At 59.2% G+C, this 20,177-nt stretch carries 15 protein-coding genes; 8 read left to right on the top strand and 7 right to left on the bottom strand.

Features of this window, described 5'->3' with window-relative positions; all coding sequences use genetic code 11:
- Positions 1-179 precede the first annotated feature (179 nt).
- The 6 genes from AC0L20_RS18870 to AC0L20_RS18845 all read right to left on the bottom strand — a co-directional run bounded on the left by AC0L20_RS18870 (position 180) and on the right by AC0L20_RS18845 (position 4,811).
- On the bottom strand, positions 180-698 hold the full coding sequence (locus AC0L20_RS18870) for a hypothetical protein (RefSeq protein WP_473290634.1): 519 nt from the start codon (positions 696-698) through the stop codon (positions 180-182).
- A gap of 1,469 nt (positions 699-2,167) precedes the next feature.
- On the bottom strand, positions 2,168-2,383 hold the full coding sequence (locus tag AC0L20_RS18865; protein WP_473290630.1) for a hypothetical protein: 216 nt from the start codon (positions 2,381-2,383) through the stop codon (positions 2,168-2,170).
- A gap of 3 nt (positions 2,384-2,386) precedes the next feature.
- Positions 2,387-2,677: a hypothetical protein gene (locus AC0L20_RS18860; protein ID WP_473290628.1), complete on the bottom strand. Its 291-nt coding sequence runs from the start codon at positions 2,675-2,677 to the stop codon at positions 2,387-2,389.
- Between the two features lie 100 nt (positions 2,678-2,777).
- Positions 2,778-2,990: a hypothetical protein gene (locus tag AC0L20_RS18855; RefSeq protein WP_473290626.1), complete on the bottom strand. Its 213-nt coding sequence runs from the start codon at positions 2,988-2,990 to the stop codon at positions 2,778-2,780.
- Positions 2,991-3,095: 105 nt separating this feature from the next.
- Positions 3,096-3,350, bottom strand: a complete 255-nt coding sequence (locus AC0L20_RS18850) for a hypothetical protein (RefSeq protein WP_473290624.1) — start codon at positions 3,348-3,350, stop codon at positions 3,096-3,098.
- A 1,005-nt stretch (positions 3,351-4,355) separates the two neighbouring features.
- The gene (locus tag AC0L20_RS18845; RefSeq protein WP_473290622.1) at positions 4,356-4,811 is read right to left on the bottom strand and encodes a recombinase family protein; all 456 of its coding nucleotides are present in this window, start codon (positions 4,809-4,811) and stop codon (positions 4,356-4,358) included.
- A gap of 227 nt (positions 4,812-5,038) precedes the next feature.
- Here AC0L20_RS18845 and AC0L20_RS18840 point away from each other — a divergent pair, with 227 nt between their 5' ends.
- The 7 genes from AC0L20_RS18840 (at position 5,039) to AC0L20_RS18810 (ending at position 18,713) form a co-directional block, all read left to right on the top strand.
- Positions 5,039-8,308: a transposase gene (locus tag AC0L20_RS18840; RefSeq protein WP_473290619.1), complete on the top strand. Its 3,270-nt coding sequence runs from the start codon at positions 5,039-5,041 to the stop codon at positions 8,306-8,308.
- Positions 8,301-9,368 (top strand): hypothetical protein, encoded by a 1,068-nt coding sequence (locus AC0L20_RS18835; RefSeq protein WP_473290616.1) that lies wholly within the window; start codon positions 8,301-8,303, stop codon positions 9,366-9,368. Before AC0L20_RS18840 ends, AC0L20_RS18835 begins: the two co-directional genes overlap by 8 nt.
- A gap of 466 nt (positions 9,369-9,834) precedes the next feature.
- A complete protein-coding gene (locus tag AC0L20_RS18830) occupies positions 9,835-10,809 on the top strand; it encodes a hypothetical protein (protein ID WP_473290614.1) in 975 nt (324 codons plus the stop codon).
- A gap of 500 nt (positions 10,810-11,309) precedes the next feature.
- Positions 11,310-11,849: a hypothetical protein gene (locus AC0L20_RS18825; RefSeq protein WP_473290612.1), complete on the top strand. Its 540-nt coding sequence runs from the start codon at positions 11,310-11,312 to the stop codon at positions 11,847-11,849.
- 312 nt (positions 11,850-12,161) lie between these two features.
- Positions 12,162-12,446, top strand: a complete 285-nt coding sequence (locus AC0L20_RS18820) for a hypothetical protein (RefSeq protein WP_473290610.1) — start codon at positions 12,162-12,164, stop codon at positions 12,444-12,446.
- A 202-nt stretch (positions 12,447-12,648) separates the two neighbouring features.
- Positions 12,649-14,046: a DUF2130 domain-containing protein gene (locus tag AC0L20_RS18815; RefSeq protein WP_473290607.1), complete on the top strand. Its 1,398-nt coding sequence runs from the start codon at positions 12,649-12,651 to the stop codon at positions 14,044-14,046.
- Between the two features lie 578 nt (positions 14,047-14,624).
- On the top strand, positions 14,625-18,713 hold the full coding sequence (locus AC0L20_RS18810) for an nSTAND3 domain-containing NTPase (protein ID WP_473290604.1): 4,089 nt from the start codon (positions 14,625-14,627) through the stop codon (positions 18,711-18,713).
- Here the strand turns inward: AC0L20_RS18810 and AC0L20_RS18805 are convergent.
- The gene (locus AC0L20_RS18805) at positions 18,664-18,936 is read right to left on the bottom strand and encodes an exonuclease domain-containing protein (RefSeq protein ID WP_473290930.1); all 273 of its coding nucleotides are present in this window, start codon (positions 18,934-18,936) and stop codon (positions 18,664-18,666) included. The two genes, AC0L20_RS18810 and AC0L20_RS18805, sit on opposite strands and share 50 nt — an antisense overlap.
- 445 nt (positions 18,937-19,381) lie before the next feature.
- On the opposite strand from AC0L20_RS18805, the gene AC0L20_RS18800 reads away from it, so the two are divergent.
- Positions 19,382-20,014: a PAS domain-containing protein gene (locus tag AC0L20_RS18800; RefSeq protein WP_473290602.1), complete on the top strand. Its 633-nt coding sequence runs from the start codon at positions 19,382-19,384 to the stop codon at positions 20,012-20,014.
- The last annotated feature ends 163 nt before the right edge of the window (positions 20,015-20,177 follow it).

Raw genomic sequence — 20,177 nt, 5'->3', positions numbered from 1 at the left:
CCGTCGCACGTGACGACCGGAACCCCTCAAGTAGAGCCTAGACATGCCGCAATTGGACAGGCCCGGCGATCTTTCGCCAAACGCTGGCTGATCATCTGAGCGATAGGGCGAAGCCGCGGAAAGTCGCTCCGCGGCTCAATGATCCAAGAACGAAGGGCGAACTGAGCGATCTGACCGCCCTATGCAGTGCTATCGTGACGAAGTTGCGTGAACACGCCGTTGATGATCCCGTCGACGACATTGTTTTGGTATGTGGAGATCCCCTTGAAATAGAAGGGACCGCCCGCCTCGACCAGCATCCCGCCCCCTGAAACCGTCGCATCTACTTTGCCGTCATTCGACTTCACTTCCAGCCGATCGAACGCGTCGTTCAACTGCTTTACGGCGGTATCGCTCGCCTCGCCGTTCGCTTGCATATTCAGCAACAGGGCCTGATAGGCCGTCTGCATATCGGCTCCCGATCCGGACTCCGTAACCGCGGAGAATGTACCGTTAGTTTCACCATCGAAGCTATTGTAGGTGAGCGTATTATTCATGGAGCCATCTTGATCCGCGACCCGTGAAAGGATGAGATCGAAGGCATGACCGTAGGCTCCCGTCGTTATCATGTACCGGCCATCGGCGCTTCCGCCGCCGGCGGTTCCTGTCTTGACGGCGCCGGAGCTATTGGAAGGTACGACGAAGCCTATTTGGGTCATATTCGATCCTGCGTGACGAAACAGCGTGATGGGACTCTAGCGTGCCATCCTTGCCCGTGGCTTTATTCGCCTAAGCGCATCTTCGTTCGAAGTGCAGGACAGCCGATCGCCGCAGCCCGAATCGATGTCACACTAGAATTGCTTCAGCAGAGCAGATAACTTCTTAAAATGAAGTTACCAGACTCGCGCCGACACCATTCGAACTGGTGTTCCGAAGTCATATACCGTTACGTGCGGACAGATCGGAGCGTCCGCTTGAGCCGCCGTGGCGGGATCGACCTCCACAAAGCCGACGAGGAGATCCGATCATTCCCCGGTACATTCCACCACCGATCGTCGGTCGGACGGAATCGACTGGAATTCCCCGTCGCCAATCGCTCGAACTAAGACGTCGAATATGCGGCCTTATCGTCGGACTAGATCTGAACGTCCAAATCGTCAGCAGCAACAATTTGGCACCCGTCCTCGGTGGTCCAGACGAGACAACGTCGACGCCGACGAGATGCACAGCCAACCTCGGTTTCCCTGCCTTGTCTCTCTGTTCAAGGAAAACTCAAGGAGCTGTGGAACGACCACACGAGCGGTCCGGAAGGCAGCTTCGACGGCGGATCCAGCCAGCGACTGATGATTTGCCAATGAGCTCACGGAACGATGTCGACGACCTGGTCGTTGCCGAGCCCGACTACGTCAATTATTTGCGGTGGAATTCCGCGCGGCGCGTCAAATAACATACGAAGCGGCGTCCGCATGTGGCGAAATGGTCGTGCGGGTCGCCATCGTATTCGCGGGTTGCGAAGCGGCCGTCGTCGTCGCTTCGATCGCCGGCATCGTCCTGAGCTCTCCAGATGTGCGTCCAGCCAGCCGGCACCTGGATCGGCCATGATGAATTTGGGCACGGTCTAGCTCTCTTGCAATACGTATTCGAGTGCAGAGTTCGAATCCTGAGCCGAAGCTATCGACGCACGGATCCTAGAACCGGCCTTGCGCAGGGCATAGGCTTACACTTGGCCGCATGCCGGATGTTCTCGGCTTCGACCCTTGCTACGTAAGCGGTGAGGGCGGGCGTCTCGGTGCGACCTAGCCGCTCGCATCCCTTGACGAGCGTCTCGGCGTCACAACGCGTCATGAGAACCGGAGTGCGCACGTATCCGAGGGAGGCACCTTCGCCAACTTCAGTCAAGCGGCGTCATACGCCTGCATGTATGCTCCAGCTTCGTGCCTTGCCGTATCGTCGTCCGATTTGACCGATAGTAACATACGCCACAAGGTGCCCCTACGAGGCTTCGAGCCTGTTTAATTCGCATGAGGCGAGGTCTGAACTCCGGCGCAAGAACCCAGCATGGCCTAGCCCCGGGCCTTCGTAGATCGTAGGCCGGAGTGATGCGCTGGATCCAGATTCTGTTCGCTGTCGCTCATCTAAGTACTCATGATATTGATTCCGACGGGCATGGGAGTGACGGGCGAGTTGTCTAGCTGTCGGATCGTGCTTTCGTCTGAGTCTCACTGCCTTCTTCCTCGGCCGGCTCGAGAAGCCGGCCCATCATTTCGATGAACAGGCGAAATTCCGGGATTGCCTTGCTGAACACCTCAAGGCGTTCGACAGTGATCCTTCCGCCGCAGATCTCCTCAAGATTGGCGTAGCGCCTGAACCGGCTGTCCTCGTCAGTAGGGCTGTAGATTCCCATGTATCACTCCTTGCGAACGATGGTGGCGGCCTGGAGGATGCATCGCCACTTGGCTTCGAGGTCCCCGCGGACCTCGCTCCAGTCCCCGAGGCCGTACTTCTTGCCCGTGATCTCGCCGGCGAGTTCGAGCGCCCGCCGCTTGGTGATCCCTTGGATCGTCCTGTCGCGGAATCCCCTCGCCCAGAAGCCGCAGATCATCCACAGCGAATGCACGCGGAAGGCATCGACCGCCTCGCCACTGACGATGGTTGCGCCGGATGAGGAGTACTCGATGGTTCCGTTGTCGTTCGTCATCGTTAGAGGCTCCGCCTCATTCGTTTGGTGGCAGCTGAAACAGTGTGCGTTGCGCTTACCGTTTCCTTGATGTTCTACTCATGCGAGAAAAATCTGCGCCTTAGAGTAACATCGGTTCATCACCGCCGACCGGCTTGCGGCGCGCTTTCCGCTTCACCGTCAATGTGCGTGGCGTCGCCCAGTACTGACACCACGCGATGTGGTAAGCGATCGGTACGCTGTGGACGAAGGTCAACGCCGGCGGCAGGCCATCGTTGAAACGGTGCTGACGGGCATGCCGCTCGAGGAGTCCGGCCTCGACGAGGAGCGCCAACGTCCTCTTTGAACATCGGGGCTCGCCGCCGGCAGCGGCCACATCGAACGCTCTCCTTGCCGGTCGGGCAGGCCTTCGCACGGATGGCGAAAGGGCTGCGGCATCTCAGCCTCCGATCCGCAGACGGGCGGCGCGGAGCCGCTCGCGGCAAACGTCGAGATCGGCGAGCGCTGCGGCGAATTCCTCCGGACCGTACAACTTGCCGGTAATCTCGCCGGTCAAGGCCAGGGCGTCCGCTTTGCCGATGCCCTGGATTGTCTCGTCCGGAAAATCGGTCGCCCAAAGACCAATCACCATTCGCAGAAAATGTACCGCGAAGGGATTCGGCTGATCTCCGGTCCCTCCGAGGATCGGGGTCATTCCGATCGTCATCCTCTTGGCGCTCCCATCGTCAGAGTGCTCGCCTTCATTGCAATGCCCTCGCCCATTTGCGACCTCATGGCTAACTTGTGTAACATACATATTCACTGCGTCAACCCTTGGTCGGCGCCCCCGACTTGCGAGGACATTCGGCTTGGCAAACGCTAGGGAATTCCGGAGAAGCGGTTCGCGCAGCGGCGTCATACGAAGTAGGGTGTAGACGGACCGGTTCGGACTGCTGAGATCAGGGCGCCGTTCCCGTCGGGCAATCCCGATGCAAGCAGGTTGTCGCGCCTCTACCGGCGGGTCTGGACACATGGATGCGGGCCGCGGCCGTCACGCGCCCAATCATCGTTCAACTTCAGCACGATAAGTTTTTTTAGAAATTCAAAAATCGGCTGGCGAACTGGACAGTACACTATAGTGTACTGTCCAGTCCGCGGCGGACTTTGGGGATTTTGCGAAAAGCCGGTAATTATCTGATGTGGCTGGGTTTTTTGCGAATCGTGGAGTAAGCCAGCGCCTCTCTTCAGTGGGAAAATCGCGATCAATCGCCCTCGTGGCAAAGAAGTGCCATTGGGGTGACCGCGGTGCGTTTGATTGCGGCCTGAGCAGCCAACGCTGAACGGTGCAGCGAAACACGCGCAAGTCGAGGGGCGGTGTGGGACATCCGTCCAAGAGCCCGGCCGCTTCTGACCCCGCGCAGATAATGGCATAGCCATCGTTGCCTGTCCGGTCGAGATGGGACCGGAGTCATCGCGGGCTGCTGCCGTCCAATGTGCCTGCTGCTCCTGATGCCAGGTAGACGATCAAGGACGACCTGATCGGGCGCCCCGAAGAGGCGCGTGACCCGAGATGTCCGAGCGATCCTTTCTGCAGAGCGACCCGGCATCCGTTCACGGGCTCTGGACAGGACAACTCGCACATCGCGACGGCTGTTGGCCCGTAAAATCCGGGCTACGCCCTTGGCGGCCGGACTCCTGACCAGTCCAGACTTCGTGGCGCCTAACGCGAGCTACGCGACATTGAGCCCAATGATCTCGCATGTTTCCTGGCTCGCATTGCCTTCTGGGCGGCGTTCCAAAGTGCGTTCGGCACAATCCGGAGGTGCTCTGCCAAGGCGGCTAGGTCTCTGTACTTGATCACACCCGCTATCATCGGATTCGTCACCATGCCACGTACAATGCCTGGCGTGATCGGGGCGCCCGAACGGGTCTTAAACCCTTCAGACGTGAGCTGTTTCGCGGTGAAAACGACTGAATTTCCGGTGAGCAAGTGGACGCCACGTTCCACGGCGGGACCTTCGATTGAGCAGATCTCGGGAAAGCCGCGCTTGGCGCCGGGCCGGTATCCGAACGGCAGGGCGCCTGGAACACCACCCTTCTTAACCAACTTTATGACGCCGGCGCTCGTCCGCCGTCTTTGGGCTTCGCGATCATATTGCGCGTAAGAGTCCGACATCAATGCTCCAGAGCGGTGTGGCCGCAATCCCATTCCGCAAGCAAGCCAAGCTAGACAATTCTATTTTGAATACGTATCTTTCACAACATGTATTCTTCAGCCGTCGAACAAAAGGTTCCCGGACACTGGTTAAATGCGACGAGGAAGCGCTCGGCTCGCATGCTCCTCGTTGAACGCGTTCCCAGGATTCCGAACGGCGCCACACCGCGTCATGAGGCTTCCTGAGCATGCCCGTCTACGTTGGCACTCAGAAAAACCGAGAGAGCCTGCTCGATCGAGACTGGCTGTTGGTGTCTACCGAGGTAGCCATGGACCGAGCGGTGCTGCCGGCGGCGCCGGAAACTGGCGCTTCATCCATTCAGGCGCCTGTTGCCCAGAACGCGAACATCGTTCGCCCGACCGTTCGGGTGCAAACCAATTCGGCGTTGGACACGCTCGAACTGCAACAGCCACGGCGCCGGCGAATGGCCAGGAAAGAGCAGGACGCGACGGAGAAGGACAACTCGGAATTTGATGAGGACTTCGAAGTCGACGATGACTCAGACGGTCCGGGCCGGCGAGACCAGTCAACGCGAGGGCAGGCCAAGGAGAAATTCGACGACATCGACATGCTGACGATGCGCAGCCAGCCGGAGTTGGAGAAACCAGCCCCGCAGGGTCGCCGGCGCCGTTTGCGCGTTGCGATCTACGCTCGCTTTTCAAGCAAGTTGCAGAAGGAATGGACCATCAAGCAACAGGTCCGTATGTGCGGTGACTACATTGAATTCCACTTGAGGACGAAATCGTATCATGTCTTCGCCGACAGGGGTAAGACCGGCACGAACATGGACAGAGAACAGATGGACGCGCTCATAGCGGCCATCGAGTCCGATGAGATCGACGTTGTCGTCTTCTATCAGTTCGACCGCGTCTCTCGCGAATTGTTTGACAGTCTCCAATTCTGGAAGATTCTGGAGGAAAATAACGTCGAACTTCATTGCGCTCGCAGCGAAAGGAAATTCACGAAAGAGGATGCCGCGAGGGCCGCGATCGAGGCGGAGAACGATTCCAAGCTCCGGCGAGAGCGCAGCATGCACGGCCTCGACGGCTTGGTGAAGGAGCGAAAAGGACTTCCGTGGGGCTGGAACTTCGGGTTTGAAAAAACGACGAGGCGCGGTCAGCCCAGGCCGCATGAGGTTCACTCTGGTACAGTAAAGCGCATCTTTCGCGACATCGTCCGAATGTCGGCTGAAGATCTAGCCATCGAGCTTATGAAGGATGGGGTAATCAGCCCGAGCGGCGATACTATCTGGCATGCGACCACAATTCTCTTCATTGTCAGGAACGTCATCTATATCGGTCGCATCAGATACCGGAAGACGACGATTAAGAAGATCCACCGAGGTTCTAAGGCGGCAGGCCTTACCAGGCTGAAGAAGCCCAGAAAATACAACGTCAAAGCCAACCCGGAGTATACCTGGGTCACCGAAAAAGACGAGAGATACAGGCTTGTTAGCGATGACGAGTTTCGTGCCGCAAACGAGGCAGTCAAAGCCAGGGCCAAAAACCGCAAGTCGGGCATCGTGGGTGATCCCGCGATGCCGATTTTCGGCGTGCCGAAGTGCGATATCGGTACGTCGTTCAACATGCAACACGAGGAGACTGGCAGCCGAACGCACAGATACAGCTGTTCCTTGAAAAAGCAATGCAAGTGCGTCACCAGAAGCTTGTCCGCAGATTTGGTGGAAGAAGCGATCTATGACACGGTCGTGCCGTTCTTGGATGGTATTTTGCAGCCAAACTTCATCTCTTCTTTCAAGCTACAACTGGCGGCGGAAAGCGATAAATCCCAGCTGCAGGCTTTTGAGTTGGAAAGTTCTCTCCAACGGCTGAACGACGAGTACAGCAGCATCTTCCGCGCTTCCATGCTGCAAGCGTTCATCTCAGCCGAAGTCAAGGAGCAAGCGGATCGGATTGAAAAGGAGCGCACCGAAGTTCGCGAGCGACTGGCTTTGCTGCCTCGCATTTCGGTGGATGCGATCGATTTTGACGATACGCAAGCGACGTTGCGAACCGGCTTCGAATTGTTGCGTAAGAGGCTTCCGTTCATCCCGAAAGACGATCGCGAGCGCGCGTTCGTCATTGCGCTCCGGAAAGGGGTCAGGGAAATCCGTTTGCTTCGCGACGCTGAGCGCCGGGGTGTTGTCCGAATTCTGATCAGCATGCAGTGGGAGCGTTACTTTCTCACCAAAGAGGAGGTGGCAGCCTGCGGATTCGCTCCCCAGGAGTTGAGCAAGGAGATCGTCCTTCCGTTCCGTTACACGGGCAGCAACTCCGGATCTTTGGACCACATGTCCCAGATGGCCGCCAGCGGTCTCCATGCCCTGACCGACGAGGAGTGGGCCCTAGTCGCCCCGGGGTTGCCCGATCTTACAAAGACCGACCACAACGGACACCGGTCGACCGATACTCGCACCGTTGTGCATTGCCTGCTCTTCTTGCTGCGCACAAGCATGCCTCTGTCGGCGATACCGCGCTTTTTCGGGCCGAAGCAAGCAGTTTACAACGCGATGCAAAGACTGATCGCCGCCGGCGGTGTCGAAGTCCTTGTGAGCACGTTAGGGGATCGCGATCCCACTTGGCTCGACGGATTGAATCTCAGCCGGCTGGCGAACCGGCGTCGCGCCGCCCATTACTCTCGTGTCGCCCGTGTGGCGATCCGGCCGACCGAGACCGCAGAATGTCTTCTGCGTGATGGCGGTTGCGCCTTCAACGACGCCCAATGGGATGCCATCTCGCACGTGTTCGATCCAAGGATCCAAAATCCGACGGGCCGATCAGCCCGGACCTTGGATTGCCGTCGAGCAATGGAAGGGATTCTTGTCAAACTCCGCAGCCATTGTGCTTGGGGAAAGATGCCGGGCGGGTTCGAACAGCTGCACGAGATGGCGATGGCCATCGCGTATCACGGTGCCTGGGACGAAGCTCTGGAGATACTTCGCCGCGAACACCCCAGCACCATCGCGGAGCTCGGTACGAGAGCTATGGACAGTCTGCCCCGCAGTGCGGTGGTGCGCAGGAAGCAGCAAGGACCGGAGATCGGGCCGACCGACATTGCCGAACGTCTCCTGCGTGATGGCGATTGTGCCTTGAACGAAGCCCAATGGGAAGCCATCGCGCACGTATTCGATCCAAGGATCCAAAATCCCACGGGCCGATCCGCCCGGACCTTGGATTGCCGTCGAGCGATGGATGGCATTTTTGGCAAACTCCGCAGCCACTGTGCTTGGGGCAAAATGCCGGGCGGATTCGAGCAGTTGCACGAGATGGCGATGGCAATCGCATATCACGGTGCCTGGGACGATGCTTTGGAGATACTTCGCCGCGAACACCCCAGCGTCATCGCGGACCTCGATACGAGAGCTATGGACAGCCTGCCCCGCAGTCTGATCGTGCGCAGGAAGCGGCGCCATTACACGCAACTAGCCGACAATAAAGGACAGGCCGAACATGCCTGAGAATTCGGATGACATCCCAGTCCTGGAAACCATCGCAGCGCCTGTCCCGAGTTCATGCGCTGGGATCACGCTGCTGCAGCCCGGGGATGTTCTTTGTCTTCTTCGGCTGCCCTTCTGGTTGGTTGCCGCCAACTATAATTGGGCGTTTGCGGCCAGGCAGGTCGCTATCATATGTTTTATGGCCTTGGCCCATATCGGCATCAAGCCGCTCGCCAAGCTCATGCTAAGACCGAGAGACGCGAAGGAGCAGGTATACGAAAGCGAATGGTGGTTCGATCATGACGGCGAAGGCTGCTTTTGCATCAAGGATCGCAAGCTCCGACGGCACAAGGCTCCCGCCACTTTGAGCTTTGCCGTCCGGCGTTATCTGTCGAGCCGGCCGGTCACCAACGACGACCACTTGTTCGTGACCCGCTCAGGGCGTCCATTAGAGGAGTCTTCTTACAGCCTGACCCTTCTCACGCTGGCGAAACAGTTGGATCTTGGGGCGCCGGTCGCGACCATGCTGAAAGCTTTCTGTGCGGAGATAGCTGGGCAAGTTCTTGATGCCGAAGGTGCTGCGTTCCTCACGGGGCGACCGTACCGCGGAAGGAAGCCCAAGCTTGAAGCGGGTCGTGAATTGGACCTCTTACTTCAGATCGACCCATTCGAGGGGCTTCTTGGACAAGCGATCAACGACGACGACTTCGCAATGACGCTCCTGACGGACCGCTTTCCTACACGGCTGCCCCTCTTAGCTCGGAAACGGTCGGCCTACGAGAAAGCCGATTGGATGCCGCCTCTCAATCCGAAAGATTATCCACTCATCCAGGAACTGACTTCCTTGCCGAGAGCTGAAAAGCAAGTTGAGATGCGGGATGAACGCGAACGGCTTTTCTTGGAGTACTTCCCCCGGATGAAGCCGCTTTTGGAGCACGGAATGCTGCCTCAGTACCAAGCTGCTGAGCTCCTGGGATACTCAAGATCGGCTTGGCGAATTCGTGTACTTCAAGAAACTCACGGGCAAAAGTGGTGGGCGCAGAGCGAACCGATGTATCCGGGCAAGAAGAAATCGGTTTGATGGGGGCGCCGCGTCGCGAAGGCGTCGCGCTTGGTCCATCAACTGTGATGGCGTGCCAAGCGTATTTGATCGAGGCGCCACAGCCGATGCCGTGCGGGCGCTGGCAAGATCGCGATCTTCCGGGTCGGCGCTCCGCCCTTCGGGTGTAGCAGGCGGAAATCGGCGCCTTGTGGGAGAAATCAGCGAACCGGAATGGCTGCTTTCGCGAGAAACAGGTTGTAGCCACGCTTCCGCGTCTTGGCTCGACTTAAACGCGTCCAGTCGCCGCCCCGCCGTGCCGCCGAGGCTATCTCGGCCATTAAGCCGAGGCGCCGCCGCGCGCGCATCTCCGACGTGATCAGACCGGCTCGGCCGTCGTGAGCTTGGCCAAAAGCCGCGACGTCGGACAAATTGCAAGGATTCGAAGTGCGTGCGGAGGGGGACACTCTTTTGACGGTGGGATATAGTGGCGCTTTGACTGAGCCTCATGATGTCCGAATCCGAAAACGACGCGCTGCGCCTGGCGGCAGAAACCCTACAAGCCCTCAGGAAGTCTAAAGGTTTTAGGTCCGCAAGCGCAGCGGCCGATCATTACGGCTGGCCCGCGTCCCGCTATCGCTCCCACGAGAGCGGCGCGCGTCCCATTTTGGAGAAAGACGCGGAACGGTATGCTGTCGGGTTCGGCGTTCCAGTCCGGCACCTAACTGATCCAACCCTAGAACGGCTGCTCAAGCTCACCAAGGACGTTCAAAGGCAGGAGGACCTTTCACGAAGGGGCGTTGCAGAACGGTTGAGGTGCGCTCGGATCCTTGCCGGTTTCGACTCCGCTCGCGGCGCGGCGGAGAGCTGGCATTGGGCGTCGGCAACCTACGTGAAGCACGAGAATGGCGAAAACGCGGTCGGACAGACCGCGATAGAGATGTACGCTGCCGCTTTCGGAGTGCGAGGCGAGTGGCTGCGAGATGGCAGCATGCCTTCCGGACTGGGGCGGGAGATCGATGTTGGGATCTGGGAGGTCCTCAAGGATCCCGAGCGACATCGACATCTGCGTCGGGCGATTCCGCCGGTAGACCCGGCGAGGATTGCTCGCCTCAAGGATTCCTTGAAAATTGGTCGCCCGAGCGCCCTAGTTGGAATCAAGGAATACCGTTGGAAGGATCTGGAGCGCAGCCGAGGTCAGCTCAACTCGGTCACGGCCACGAACGTTTGGAACGTGCCGCCCAGCTTCGTACCGGAAGGCAAAGAGGTGTTCGTCCTCTCCGTTGAAAGTCAACGAAACCACACCGGGGGCTATTGGCTGTTCGTGCTTCCGGGAGTTCCGACCGATCGCTACGAGCAAATGTATCTCGTGGCCAAGGATTGGGGACTAAGCATATCTGAGGGACCCTTGGAGGATATCGCGGACAACAAGGTCTTGGGTGCCATCATCGGAAAGCTCGGATCTGCCTTCGAAATGCTTTAGCTGGTGATCATTGCCCACCGAGCGAGACGCCAAGACATGTCCGGGCCGGATCGATTTCCGTGACCTAAGCCTCGGTGGAGTTCGAGAGATTCCCGGTCGGGCGACTACTCTGGCGGAATCTCACTCCTTCGCCACGAGCACCATCGTCAAAGATAAATTCGATGCCGAAGTCTGTTTCCAAGGATTCCTTTATTCGCATAACGGTCCGCCGGCGCCGGGCATCCGGTTCAGTCTGGTCCTCCGCCTCCAGCCTGGCGATCGTACGCTGTCCTACGCCGCCAAGGACTCCAAATCTGGTCTGATCCCAGCCAAAAAGTGCGCGAGCCGCACGCAGCATGGCAGCGGTCGGAAGGGGAACGGAGGGAGGAAGCGTCACACCAGTAAGACCTCTGCAGAGCCTCTATATAATAGCACTGTCCTGAACAGGACATAAGTCATATTTTTGCCTTATTAATATACGCTATTAAGTATGAACATTCATAAATCTGACGGTTCGTGTCATGGCGTTCTTCGTAGGAAACTGGCGGGCTGACCTCGCGAAATACTATCTAAATCTCCTGTCAAAGAATGGAATTCACGCTGTCTACTCCGAGGTCGGCAATGGCTGGCGGGATCTGGTCGAGCGGGCATGTCGCCGGATTTCGGCGATCGCCGCGGAGAGCGGAGCGGCGATCACGATCGAGAACTTCAAGGAGAAATACGACACGTTCCAGATCACCGTCGCTTCATCGGGACTGCGCGAAGCGCCGGACGCGAGCTCGGACGAAGCGGTGGCGTTGGCCGAAGTCCACAGCCAGACGACGTGCGAAATTTGCGGAGAGCCGGGACGTCTTTTCGCGCGCGCCGACTGGCTCCGGACGGCACGCGACGAGCATGGCCGTGGAGAACCGGTGGATGTTCAACCCGCAGGGGACAATATTCATCTTGTACCACGTATCGCTTGCGGGCGGATTCGCGCCCTGAGCTGTCAGCCGTACATCCGCGGAACGGACTCGTTCGTCGACCTTCCTCCGCACATGCTCGGAATCGAGGAGCTGTGATGCTCAGCCGGTCACGTCAGACCTCCATTTCGAGACGGCTCCGCAGTGGGAGCTTCCGTCTCCGCGTCCTGAAAATGACGCGCTGGTCACCGCCGGCGATCTTACCCAAATAGACGCGAGCTGCCCGACCCGCTTCACTCTCCAGGACTCGGTAACATGCGATCAGTGATCCGCGAATTCGAGCAATTCGTCATGAATTTGCCGCGCAGCTATCGCGCGCAGCACCGCAGCGATCGGCGCCCAAAAAGCGGTATCGAGAAGCCCGGTTTTGGTGAGCTCGGTGACTCTCCTTCACGCAACCTTGGATGAAAAATGTTGAGAGTGACGGTTGAACTAGTCCCGGGCGGCATCGAGGCTTTCAAAAGGAGCTTGGCCACGCTCGAAATCTGGAATGTCTCTGATTTAAGCGACGTCTCCGATTATGGATTCAGAGCCAACGAAATCAGCAATCCGTTGACTGGAGAGGGACCAAAAACAATACGCGGCCGCATCGAACGTCATTCGCGGCGCCAGAGCGTCTGGCGGCTAATCGCCGCCGCATTGAAGGCGCTGGGCGGCGTGGATTGCGCCACCCAGAACGGTGGAGACTGCTCTTGAAAGAGATCAACCCCAAGCGACCTCCAGAACTTTCTCCGGCGCAAGTGATCGTCGATTTTCTAGCAAGCATGATTGTCGAAGAACGCGTCCGCAAAGAAGTCGCGCGGAAGCGTCGAGCGCTTCCTCAGGACGACACTCTCGCAGCTCAGCGGAGCCGACTCAAGAGGCGCCGGCGGACCAAACCGGATGGAGGGCGCTAAGCATGCAGCTCGGAAGCTTTCCCCGTCGCCTGCCGCCCAAATCCGACTCTACTGTAGTAGCAAATGAGTGCCCAGCTTGCGGCCAGCCCATCGACCACGAGCACGCAAAGAAAACGCAAGCTCGCATCGAAACGTGGCGGCGCGAGCGAACGAACGAGATCGCCGAGGGGGTCGCAAAGCGGCACGAAATCGAAAAACGCGACGCTCTGGAAGCCACGAAGCGCGAGGCCGATGATTTGATAAGCAGCTTGCGTCGCCAGCTGGAGCTCGCTGGGCAGGCCCAGAACGAGCTACAGGTCAAAGCACGCGCGGAAGCCGAAGCCGCAGTCGGCCAGCGACTTGCCGCCGCCGCCGAGAAGGAAGAGAGGTTGATCGCGGCGCTGGAACAGGAGCGGGCGACCGGCGCTATGGCACTTGAGGAGAGTCGAAGGGCCTCAGAGGCGCGCGAGCAATTTATCCGGCAAGATGCAACCGAACAGGCTGCAGAAATGCTCCGGTCCGACATGACGAGGCTTGCCCAAGCAGCGACTACTTCGCAGGCAGTTGCGGCAGCTGCTGAGCACAGGTTGCAGGCGTTCCAATCCTCGTGGGATAAAATGAAAGAGGAGATGGAGAGGCAAAAGGATGCCGCTTTGGCGGCGGAGAGATCGGCAGCTTTCGAGGAGCGGCAGAAAATTCAGCTCAAGTTCGAAGAATTGAAGCGAGCATACGAGAAGAAGAGCTCCGAGGAGCTGGGGGAGGGCGCTGAAATCAATCTTTATCAGGCTCTTGCGGCTGAATTCGAGGAGGATCGTATCGAGCGCGTCGAACGCGGTCGTCCCGGGGCCGATATTCTCCAGACCGTCATCCACAACGGCAAGGAGTGCGGCAAAATCATCTACGATTCGAAGAATCATTCAGCTTGGCGAAACGAGTTCGTCACGAAGCTTGCCGCCGACCAGATGGATGCGAAGGCCGAGCACGCCATCCTATCCACCAGTCGATTTCCTGCAGGCGCGAGGCACCTTCACACAGTCGACGGCGTGATCCTCGCTGCGCCAGCGCGCATCTTGACGCTCGTATCCATCGTGCGGCGTCACATGATCCAGACTTTCGCCCTGCGGTCGAGTAATCGCGATCGTGCGGAAAAGACGGCCAAGTTGTATGAATTCGTCACCTCGGAGGTTTGTGCCAGCTTTTTCGATCGCATCGAAAGATCGTCCGACGCCCTGCTCCAGCTCCAAGAAAAGGAGAAGAAGGCCCACGAGGCAAATTGGAGAAAGCAGGGAGATCTGGTCGCATCCGTACGTAAAGGACGCGAGAATCTGGTCTATGAGATCGACCGGATAATCGGGCTGCAGCTGCCGGATTCTCAACCGGAAGTGAGCCATGTAAGTCCGCCGGACGATCTCTTCGGATAGACGATTCTTGTGTTAGACAAGGCGCCGGGCGGTATTTCAATTTACCTGCGAAGGCGAGCAGCGAAGATGTCATCCTCACCGAAGCTCACGATCGACGACTTCTTCGAGGCCCTCTCCAGCGCCGAGGAGCGGCACGAACTCGTCGACGGCTTCCCACGTCTTCTTGCTTGAGCCATCGCGGTCAGAATGTCGCCCGCAGCAACGCTTGGACGGCGTTGGCTCCTGCCGGGAGTCGAGCGGGATAAACTGACTTCCTTCAGAGGGGTGCACGCATCGACCTTGTAGAATTTAGAACCGGTAGGCGTATCGGCGACATCAACGAGCGCATTCAATGATCGATAAAGCAGCTTTCTGCCGAAAAATAGCTTGCTCAAATTGCGAGCAAAACGAGGGAGGCGATTGCTTCAAGGCCATATGCGACGTACCGAAAGTGATTTTAGCTACATCTTTAGTGACGGCCTTCCAGCAGCAAAGCAAATTGTGTTCACGGAATCGGCTTTCTTGAATCACCCGAAAAAGTGTAAAGGACGGTAAAGCTATGCACCTTTCAAAGCGTCTTCAGAGCGGAATTCGACAGCGTGGCGAAGAAACAAAAACCAAAATCGACGTCAAAAGCCGTCCGTCGGTCTGCCCCGAAGACTAGCCCGAATAAGAAGCCGAAGCCGGCTCCGAAGACCGGGGCGAAGCGCGCTGCAAAGGTCTCGGAAAGGCTCGGCGAAGAGGGAGGTGCGGGTGGCTATTCGATCGCCGGGTACGAGTATCAGATCGACGTGTCGGTCTGGCTGGCTCTCGATCTGGTGTTGGCGAGCCGGCTCACCCAGCATCTCATCCTCGAGCCGGCCAGCGAGGAGGACGTCGAAGCTGATCTCGAAGAGTTCGAACCTGGCCGGATCACTACGGCCGCAACCCTCGATGGCTACCGATTGATCGTCCAGGCGAAGCTACGGACTGGGGACGCTTGGACCGTCGCAGGGGTGAAGCGCCTTCTTGAGCACGGTGAGGCTCGCGCCTCTGCAGCCGAGCGGCTCAAGGATTCCCGTGCCCGGTACCTCTTGGTGACGAGCGCAGGTTTGAACGGAGGAGCCGCGAACCTTCGCGTGCGTCACGCGGGTATCTGGCCGACGGCGGCCGCCATGCCTTCGACGATCGCAGGCATTCTTCCTCCCGACGCGGCCGGACGCGTGGCCATCATCGGCAACGAAGATCCGGAGCGCCTCGGGACGGACATAAAGGAGTTGTTGCGCGAAAGCTTTCGCGTCCCAAACGCCCGGCTCGAGGAATGTAGAAAGGCTTTCCGGGAGGAAGCCCGAGCCCGGATCGCCGGCGCCGGCGGCGGTCGCTGGACCCGGGAGGAGCTGGAGCGGCTGATCCGGAAGCATGAGGGATACATCGCGAGCTCCCCGGAACTAGACCATTACGTGAAGCCCACGAACTGGGGTGAGATCCTGGGAGCCCTCCGGAAACGGCATGCCGTCCTTCTCATTGGGCAGTCCGGCACAGGCAAGACAATGGCCACCCGGAGAATCTACGACGAGTTAAAGGCGGCCGTCCCCGGGTTGACCCGGGTCCCGATCTCACGAGGCCCGGAGCAGCTGCGCGATGATCAGACGGAGGGGCCGGTCCTCTATGACATCGAAGACCCTTGGGGCAGGTACGATTTCGACCCGGAGAGCCGGCCGTGGAACGATCGGCTATCCCACTTTTTCGCGGAAGCGCGGCATGATCGTTTGATCGTGGCCACTTCGCGCCTCGACGTGGCGACGACCTCCGGCGCCTTGGATATGGTCAAGCCGTGGCTGGTCAGCCTGGAAGCCGAACACTACGGCAGAGGGGAGCGGCGGCGCCTTTACGAGACGCGCATCGAGGCACTGCCCCGAAAGCTTCAGAAGCCGGCCAAGGAAAGCGAAGCGGGCGTTCTTTCGGAATTAGCGACCCCGCTCGAAATCCAGAAGTTCTTCGACGCCCTTCCTACGGTGGACGAGGAGGAGTTTCGAAATCCCCATCAGATCGTCGCCGAGGCCATCCGTCGGGCCCATCAGAATTCGATCGAGCGGACGGTGGTCGATCAGATCGAAGCTCGCGGCGACGTGCGCGCGGCCGCGGTCGTCTGGGGGATGTTGAAGGCCGCCGACAGACTATCGTTACCTCTCCTGCGGCAGGTCGAGGAAAAACTCGCCGAGCGGGGAGAGGCGTTCGAACGGGGGGTGTCACCCCTCGTCAACTTCTTGGTCGCTGCCAGGAACCTCCGGCAAGTAGAGACTGCAGTCACCTATTACCATCCACGGGTCGAAGCTGGAATCGAACAGGCACTTGGGCGAGCGGAAATCATCGCTCGCCTCACCTTACGCGAGCTCATCGAGGCCCTGGTCTCGCTTGACGGTGAATGGGGACCGGCAGCTTCCGCCCGTCTGCTTCTTGCCATCGATCGGACCCCCAAGCTCAGAGCCAAGCCTACGGCTCCTTCGCAGGTTAAGATCGATGCTTGGCTAGATCAGGAGCTGGCCAGAGGAGGGAAAGGATTCGAAACCAACCTCGCGCTTGCGGCCGCAGCCGGCTCGCCGTCGAGCAATCTCTCGGAGGCCGCACGATATCTTTTGCACCGTCCCGATCGCAGCTTCCCAGGGTTCATGCGATGGGGCGCTCCCGAGCGCACAGCGGAATGGTATGCTCGAATGAAGGGCGATGTGGCCGTCAAGGTCCTGGTGGAGCGTTTCATCAGCGACGTGCTGCCTGAATCCCGAGACGACTACCCGAGCGGATTTGCGGCCGCAGTCGATCGGCTTGCGGGCGGGCTGACACCGGCCTTCCTGGCCGCGGCGGCCGAAGCGGTCAATCTCGGTGTCATCCACAGCAGCGACGCCATCGCCGATGGTGCTCTCGACGATCTCGCCGGCTTCGAAGCGATCGTTGAAGGGGCGATCCGAGTCCTAACGCCGAGCGAGGCGGATCTGAAACGAAACGCGGAAATCCACCTGTCCATCGTCAACGGTGAGTACAGCGAGGATTATGCCGAGCATTTAGCCGACGACGAGACGGGTTACACGGCCCGCGAGTTCCTCGAGGCCTATGTCGATCGCGTGCGAGCGACCACGGGGTGGCCCCGCATCGCACAACATCCGCATCGCGTGCATCTGCTGCGTTATTGGTTCCGGGCGCTGCTCAAGGAGGATAGGCCAGCCGACAACGAGGTCGCAGGAGCATTCGCGTCAGGTCACGGGACAGAGGACGAGGATGATGTTTGGCACGTCCTAAACAGGGCATGGAATCCCGCCTTCGAGAAACCGCTGATTCAAAGGATCCTTGCCGGACATCAAGAGAGCAGCATCAGAACTGCCGCCCTCGTCACTCTGTTCAAGCGAGCCCCTCAACGGCTTGTCGAGATCGTCGAGACGTTGTCTCAGGCGGGAAATCACGCCAAGCTGATCCAGCTCGCCATCGAGCTCGGCGAACTTCGATATCGGCAAGCCGGGCCCAAAGGAGAACGCCACACCGAAGCTGCCGAGCAAGCCTGCCGCTCGCTGCCGTCCGTACTGCGGGAGATTGCTGAGGCTGCGTTTTCATTAGACAAGGGGATTCCCACCCTTTCGGCCGAGGCTCGCCAATACCTGGTCGGCGTTCCGGACGTCGACGAGGATGTACGACTCTTCCGCGTCATGATGGATCGCCATGTGCCACTGCCCGTCTCAGAAGATGCTCGCTGGCTGCTCGCGCATTCCGACGAATCCAACCACGCGGTAGAAGCTCTGGAATTCGCCATCCGGCACGGAATGGATGCGGATATCAAGGCCGGACTGTCGCATCGCTTCGCCGAAGTCGTCGCTCGGTCGCTGAAGGTGCTGCCGCCGGCGTCACCGTTGCCGCCGGATATCCTCGCTCTGGCGGAAGCTAAGGGAAGCCCCGTGCGCCGGGCTCTGGTCGAACTGCTCGAAGCGCGGCCACATGCTTCTCATATGCCTGCGCTCCTTCATCTATCCAAGGACGACTGGTGCCCCGGGGCGAGCTACTACGGCGAGGCAGCCGACTATCCGATCGCGCAAAGCGCCGTGAAAGCAATGGCGAAGCTCGGAAGGATCGAAGACGATCCAGCGGATGAGCTTTATCGCGTGGCAATCGACACGCGCGATTTCGATCTTCGCTATGAGGTATTCCTCCTGCTGGCGCGCTCGGCCGGTGAGCAATTTCAGGACAAGATCTTCGAGCTCGCGACGAATCCGGGTACTCGCGACGTAAGGTTGAGGGCAGCGCACGCGTTGCTCGTAGCTTCGGAGTTCGCGGTGCCGCGGCTTCTGGAAGCGATAACTCCCCAATTGGTTATGACGAAGATCGAGCCCATCGCTTCTCGGTTCTTGCTCATGCTGGCGCTTCGCGGTGACACCGATCAGCTTCTGAAATGCGCCAAGTCTCTCGCTACGCACGACAAAAGGCGCGTGCTGCTTTTGCTTGCAATCTGGGCGGTTCGCGACAGGGATTTCGCCGCAGCCGAACGGATAGCAAACATGTTGCCGGCGAACCACGTGGCCGCGAAGTGGGCGCTCGCTGGTGGTACGGGTAAGCTGATTGATGCTGCGCTGGAGGATTTGGGCGACCCGATCAGCGTCGAGCAGGTGAACTTCTTTATCAAGCGAGAACCAAAAAAGGGTGGACGCCATCGGCAGACTCCCGAATAGCGAAACCCACTGAGTCGATCTTGTGGCCGGCCACCATGTCGTCGGTGATGCCGGTAAGCGCCGTGATCTCGGCCGGGATTGGCTCTGACGGCTCATTGAAGGCGGAGAACGTGTCCCTGACATCAATGATGCGCCCGTCCGGCGTGTAGCCGAACTTGACCATGCCGAGCTCGATTAATTCGTCGTTGCGGTGGTCCAGGCCGGTGGTTTCGGTGTCGAGCAGGATGCCGATCCTCGTTTCCTATCCGGAGACCGCCATCGACCTCGGCCGCCGCACCAGGCGCCGGAGCACCCGGTAATCACTCGACCGGCCTAGCGCCTCGGCCATCGCGGCCAGATCCGATTCGTCTTGAAACATCTCTTCTCATCGTGAGCCGAACAGGTAGGCCCGTGAGCCCCAGAATACCGCGGAGGCCGGCCGGGAGATATCTGAAAGACGAGCAATTCACGGGCTTTTCGGGAGTGTCGTGCAGCTGGATTCCATTGCGGGACGCTCGCGCGAGGGCAATCGATCGCGAGCGCTCCTGATGCGGCGCCGATGTTCCACCGAACTCCTACCAGGGCGCCTCCGGAAGGCCAACTTCGCCGAATTATATGGGGCATATAGTCGCCCGTTAGAGGCTGCCCGGACTACGGCTCGTTAACGGTGTGGCGGGTAATTTTGGACCATGCGATACAGCGACGGTTCATTCGCCCATGTGAAGTCCATCAGTCAGCAGGCCATGTGCCGGCACTGGGCACGCGCGGCCGGCACTCTACGCTTTCCTTCGCTAGATCAGTTCAGGCCGGAAGCGCGCCTGCATGATCCAAAACAACTCATCATCTGGAGTGTTGAGCGCCGGGCAGACGGGCACACGTTTCGAGCGCTTTACCAAGGCGCCAGCGTAGGAGAGGTCTTCAATTCGAGCTGGGCCGGGAAATCGATGGAAGAGGTTCTGCCACCGGCGTTGAAGGAGTTCGGTCTAGCCGCCGCCGAACAATGCGTGACCAGCGGCTGCGCCATCTACAACGTGTTTTCGACCTACAACAGCGGCGGCCATACGATCTGTTGTGAGCGCTTGCTCCTGCCTTTGGGACGAGCCGGCCGGGTCGAGCAAATGGTTGGCTCGCTTCAACTGATCAGCATGGCGGGATCGTTCAACCGCGAGACCGTCATCCGACACTTCGAATGGAAAACGGACGTATCCTGCGCAATTCGTATCTACGCTTCAGGTGGTGTCCGGCAATCATCGCAATCGATGAGCGAGGAGCGCATCGCACTTGTTAGCCGGACGCGCGGCGAAGGCGCATCGGACGGCTAGACAGCCCCGGCCTATGGTGCCGACACCGGATTGCTACGGTCCCACTGGTGCGTGATCATTTACGATCTGCAGCTATATTTGTATCCATGGATCTCGAGTACGACTCCAAGCGCGAGGCCGCCGCGGCGATGAAGCTTGCCGCGGAAGCCAAGGGCGCAGAGCG

Source organism: Bradyrhizobium sp. Kon58, from assembly GCF_055807455.1.
Note: the sequence above shows the minus strand (reverse complement) of the source record. Positions and strands in the feature narration are given on the sequence as shown.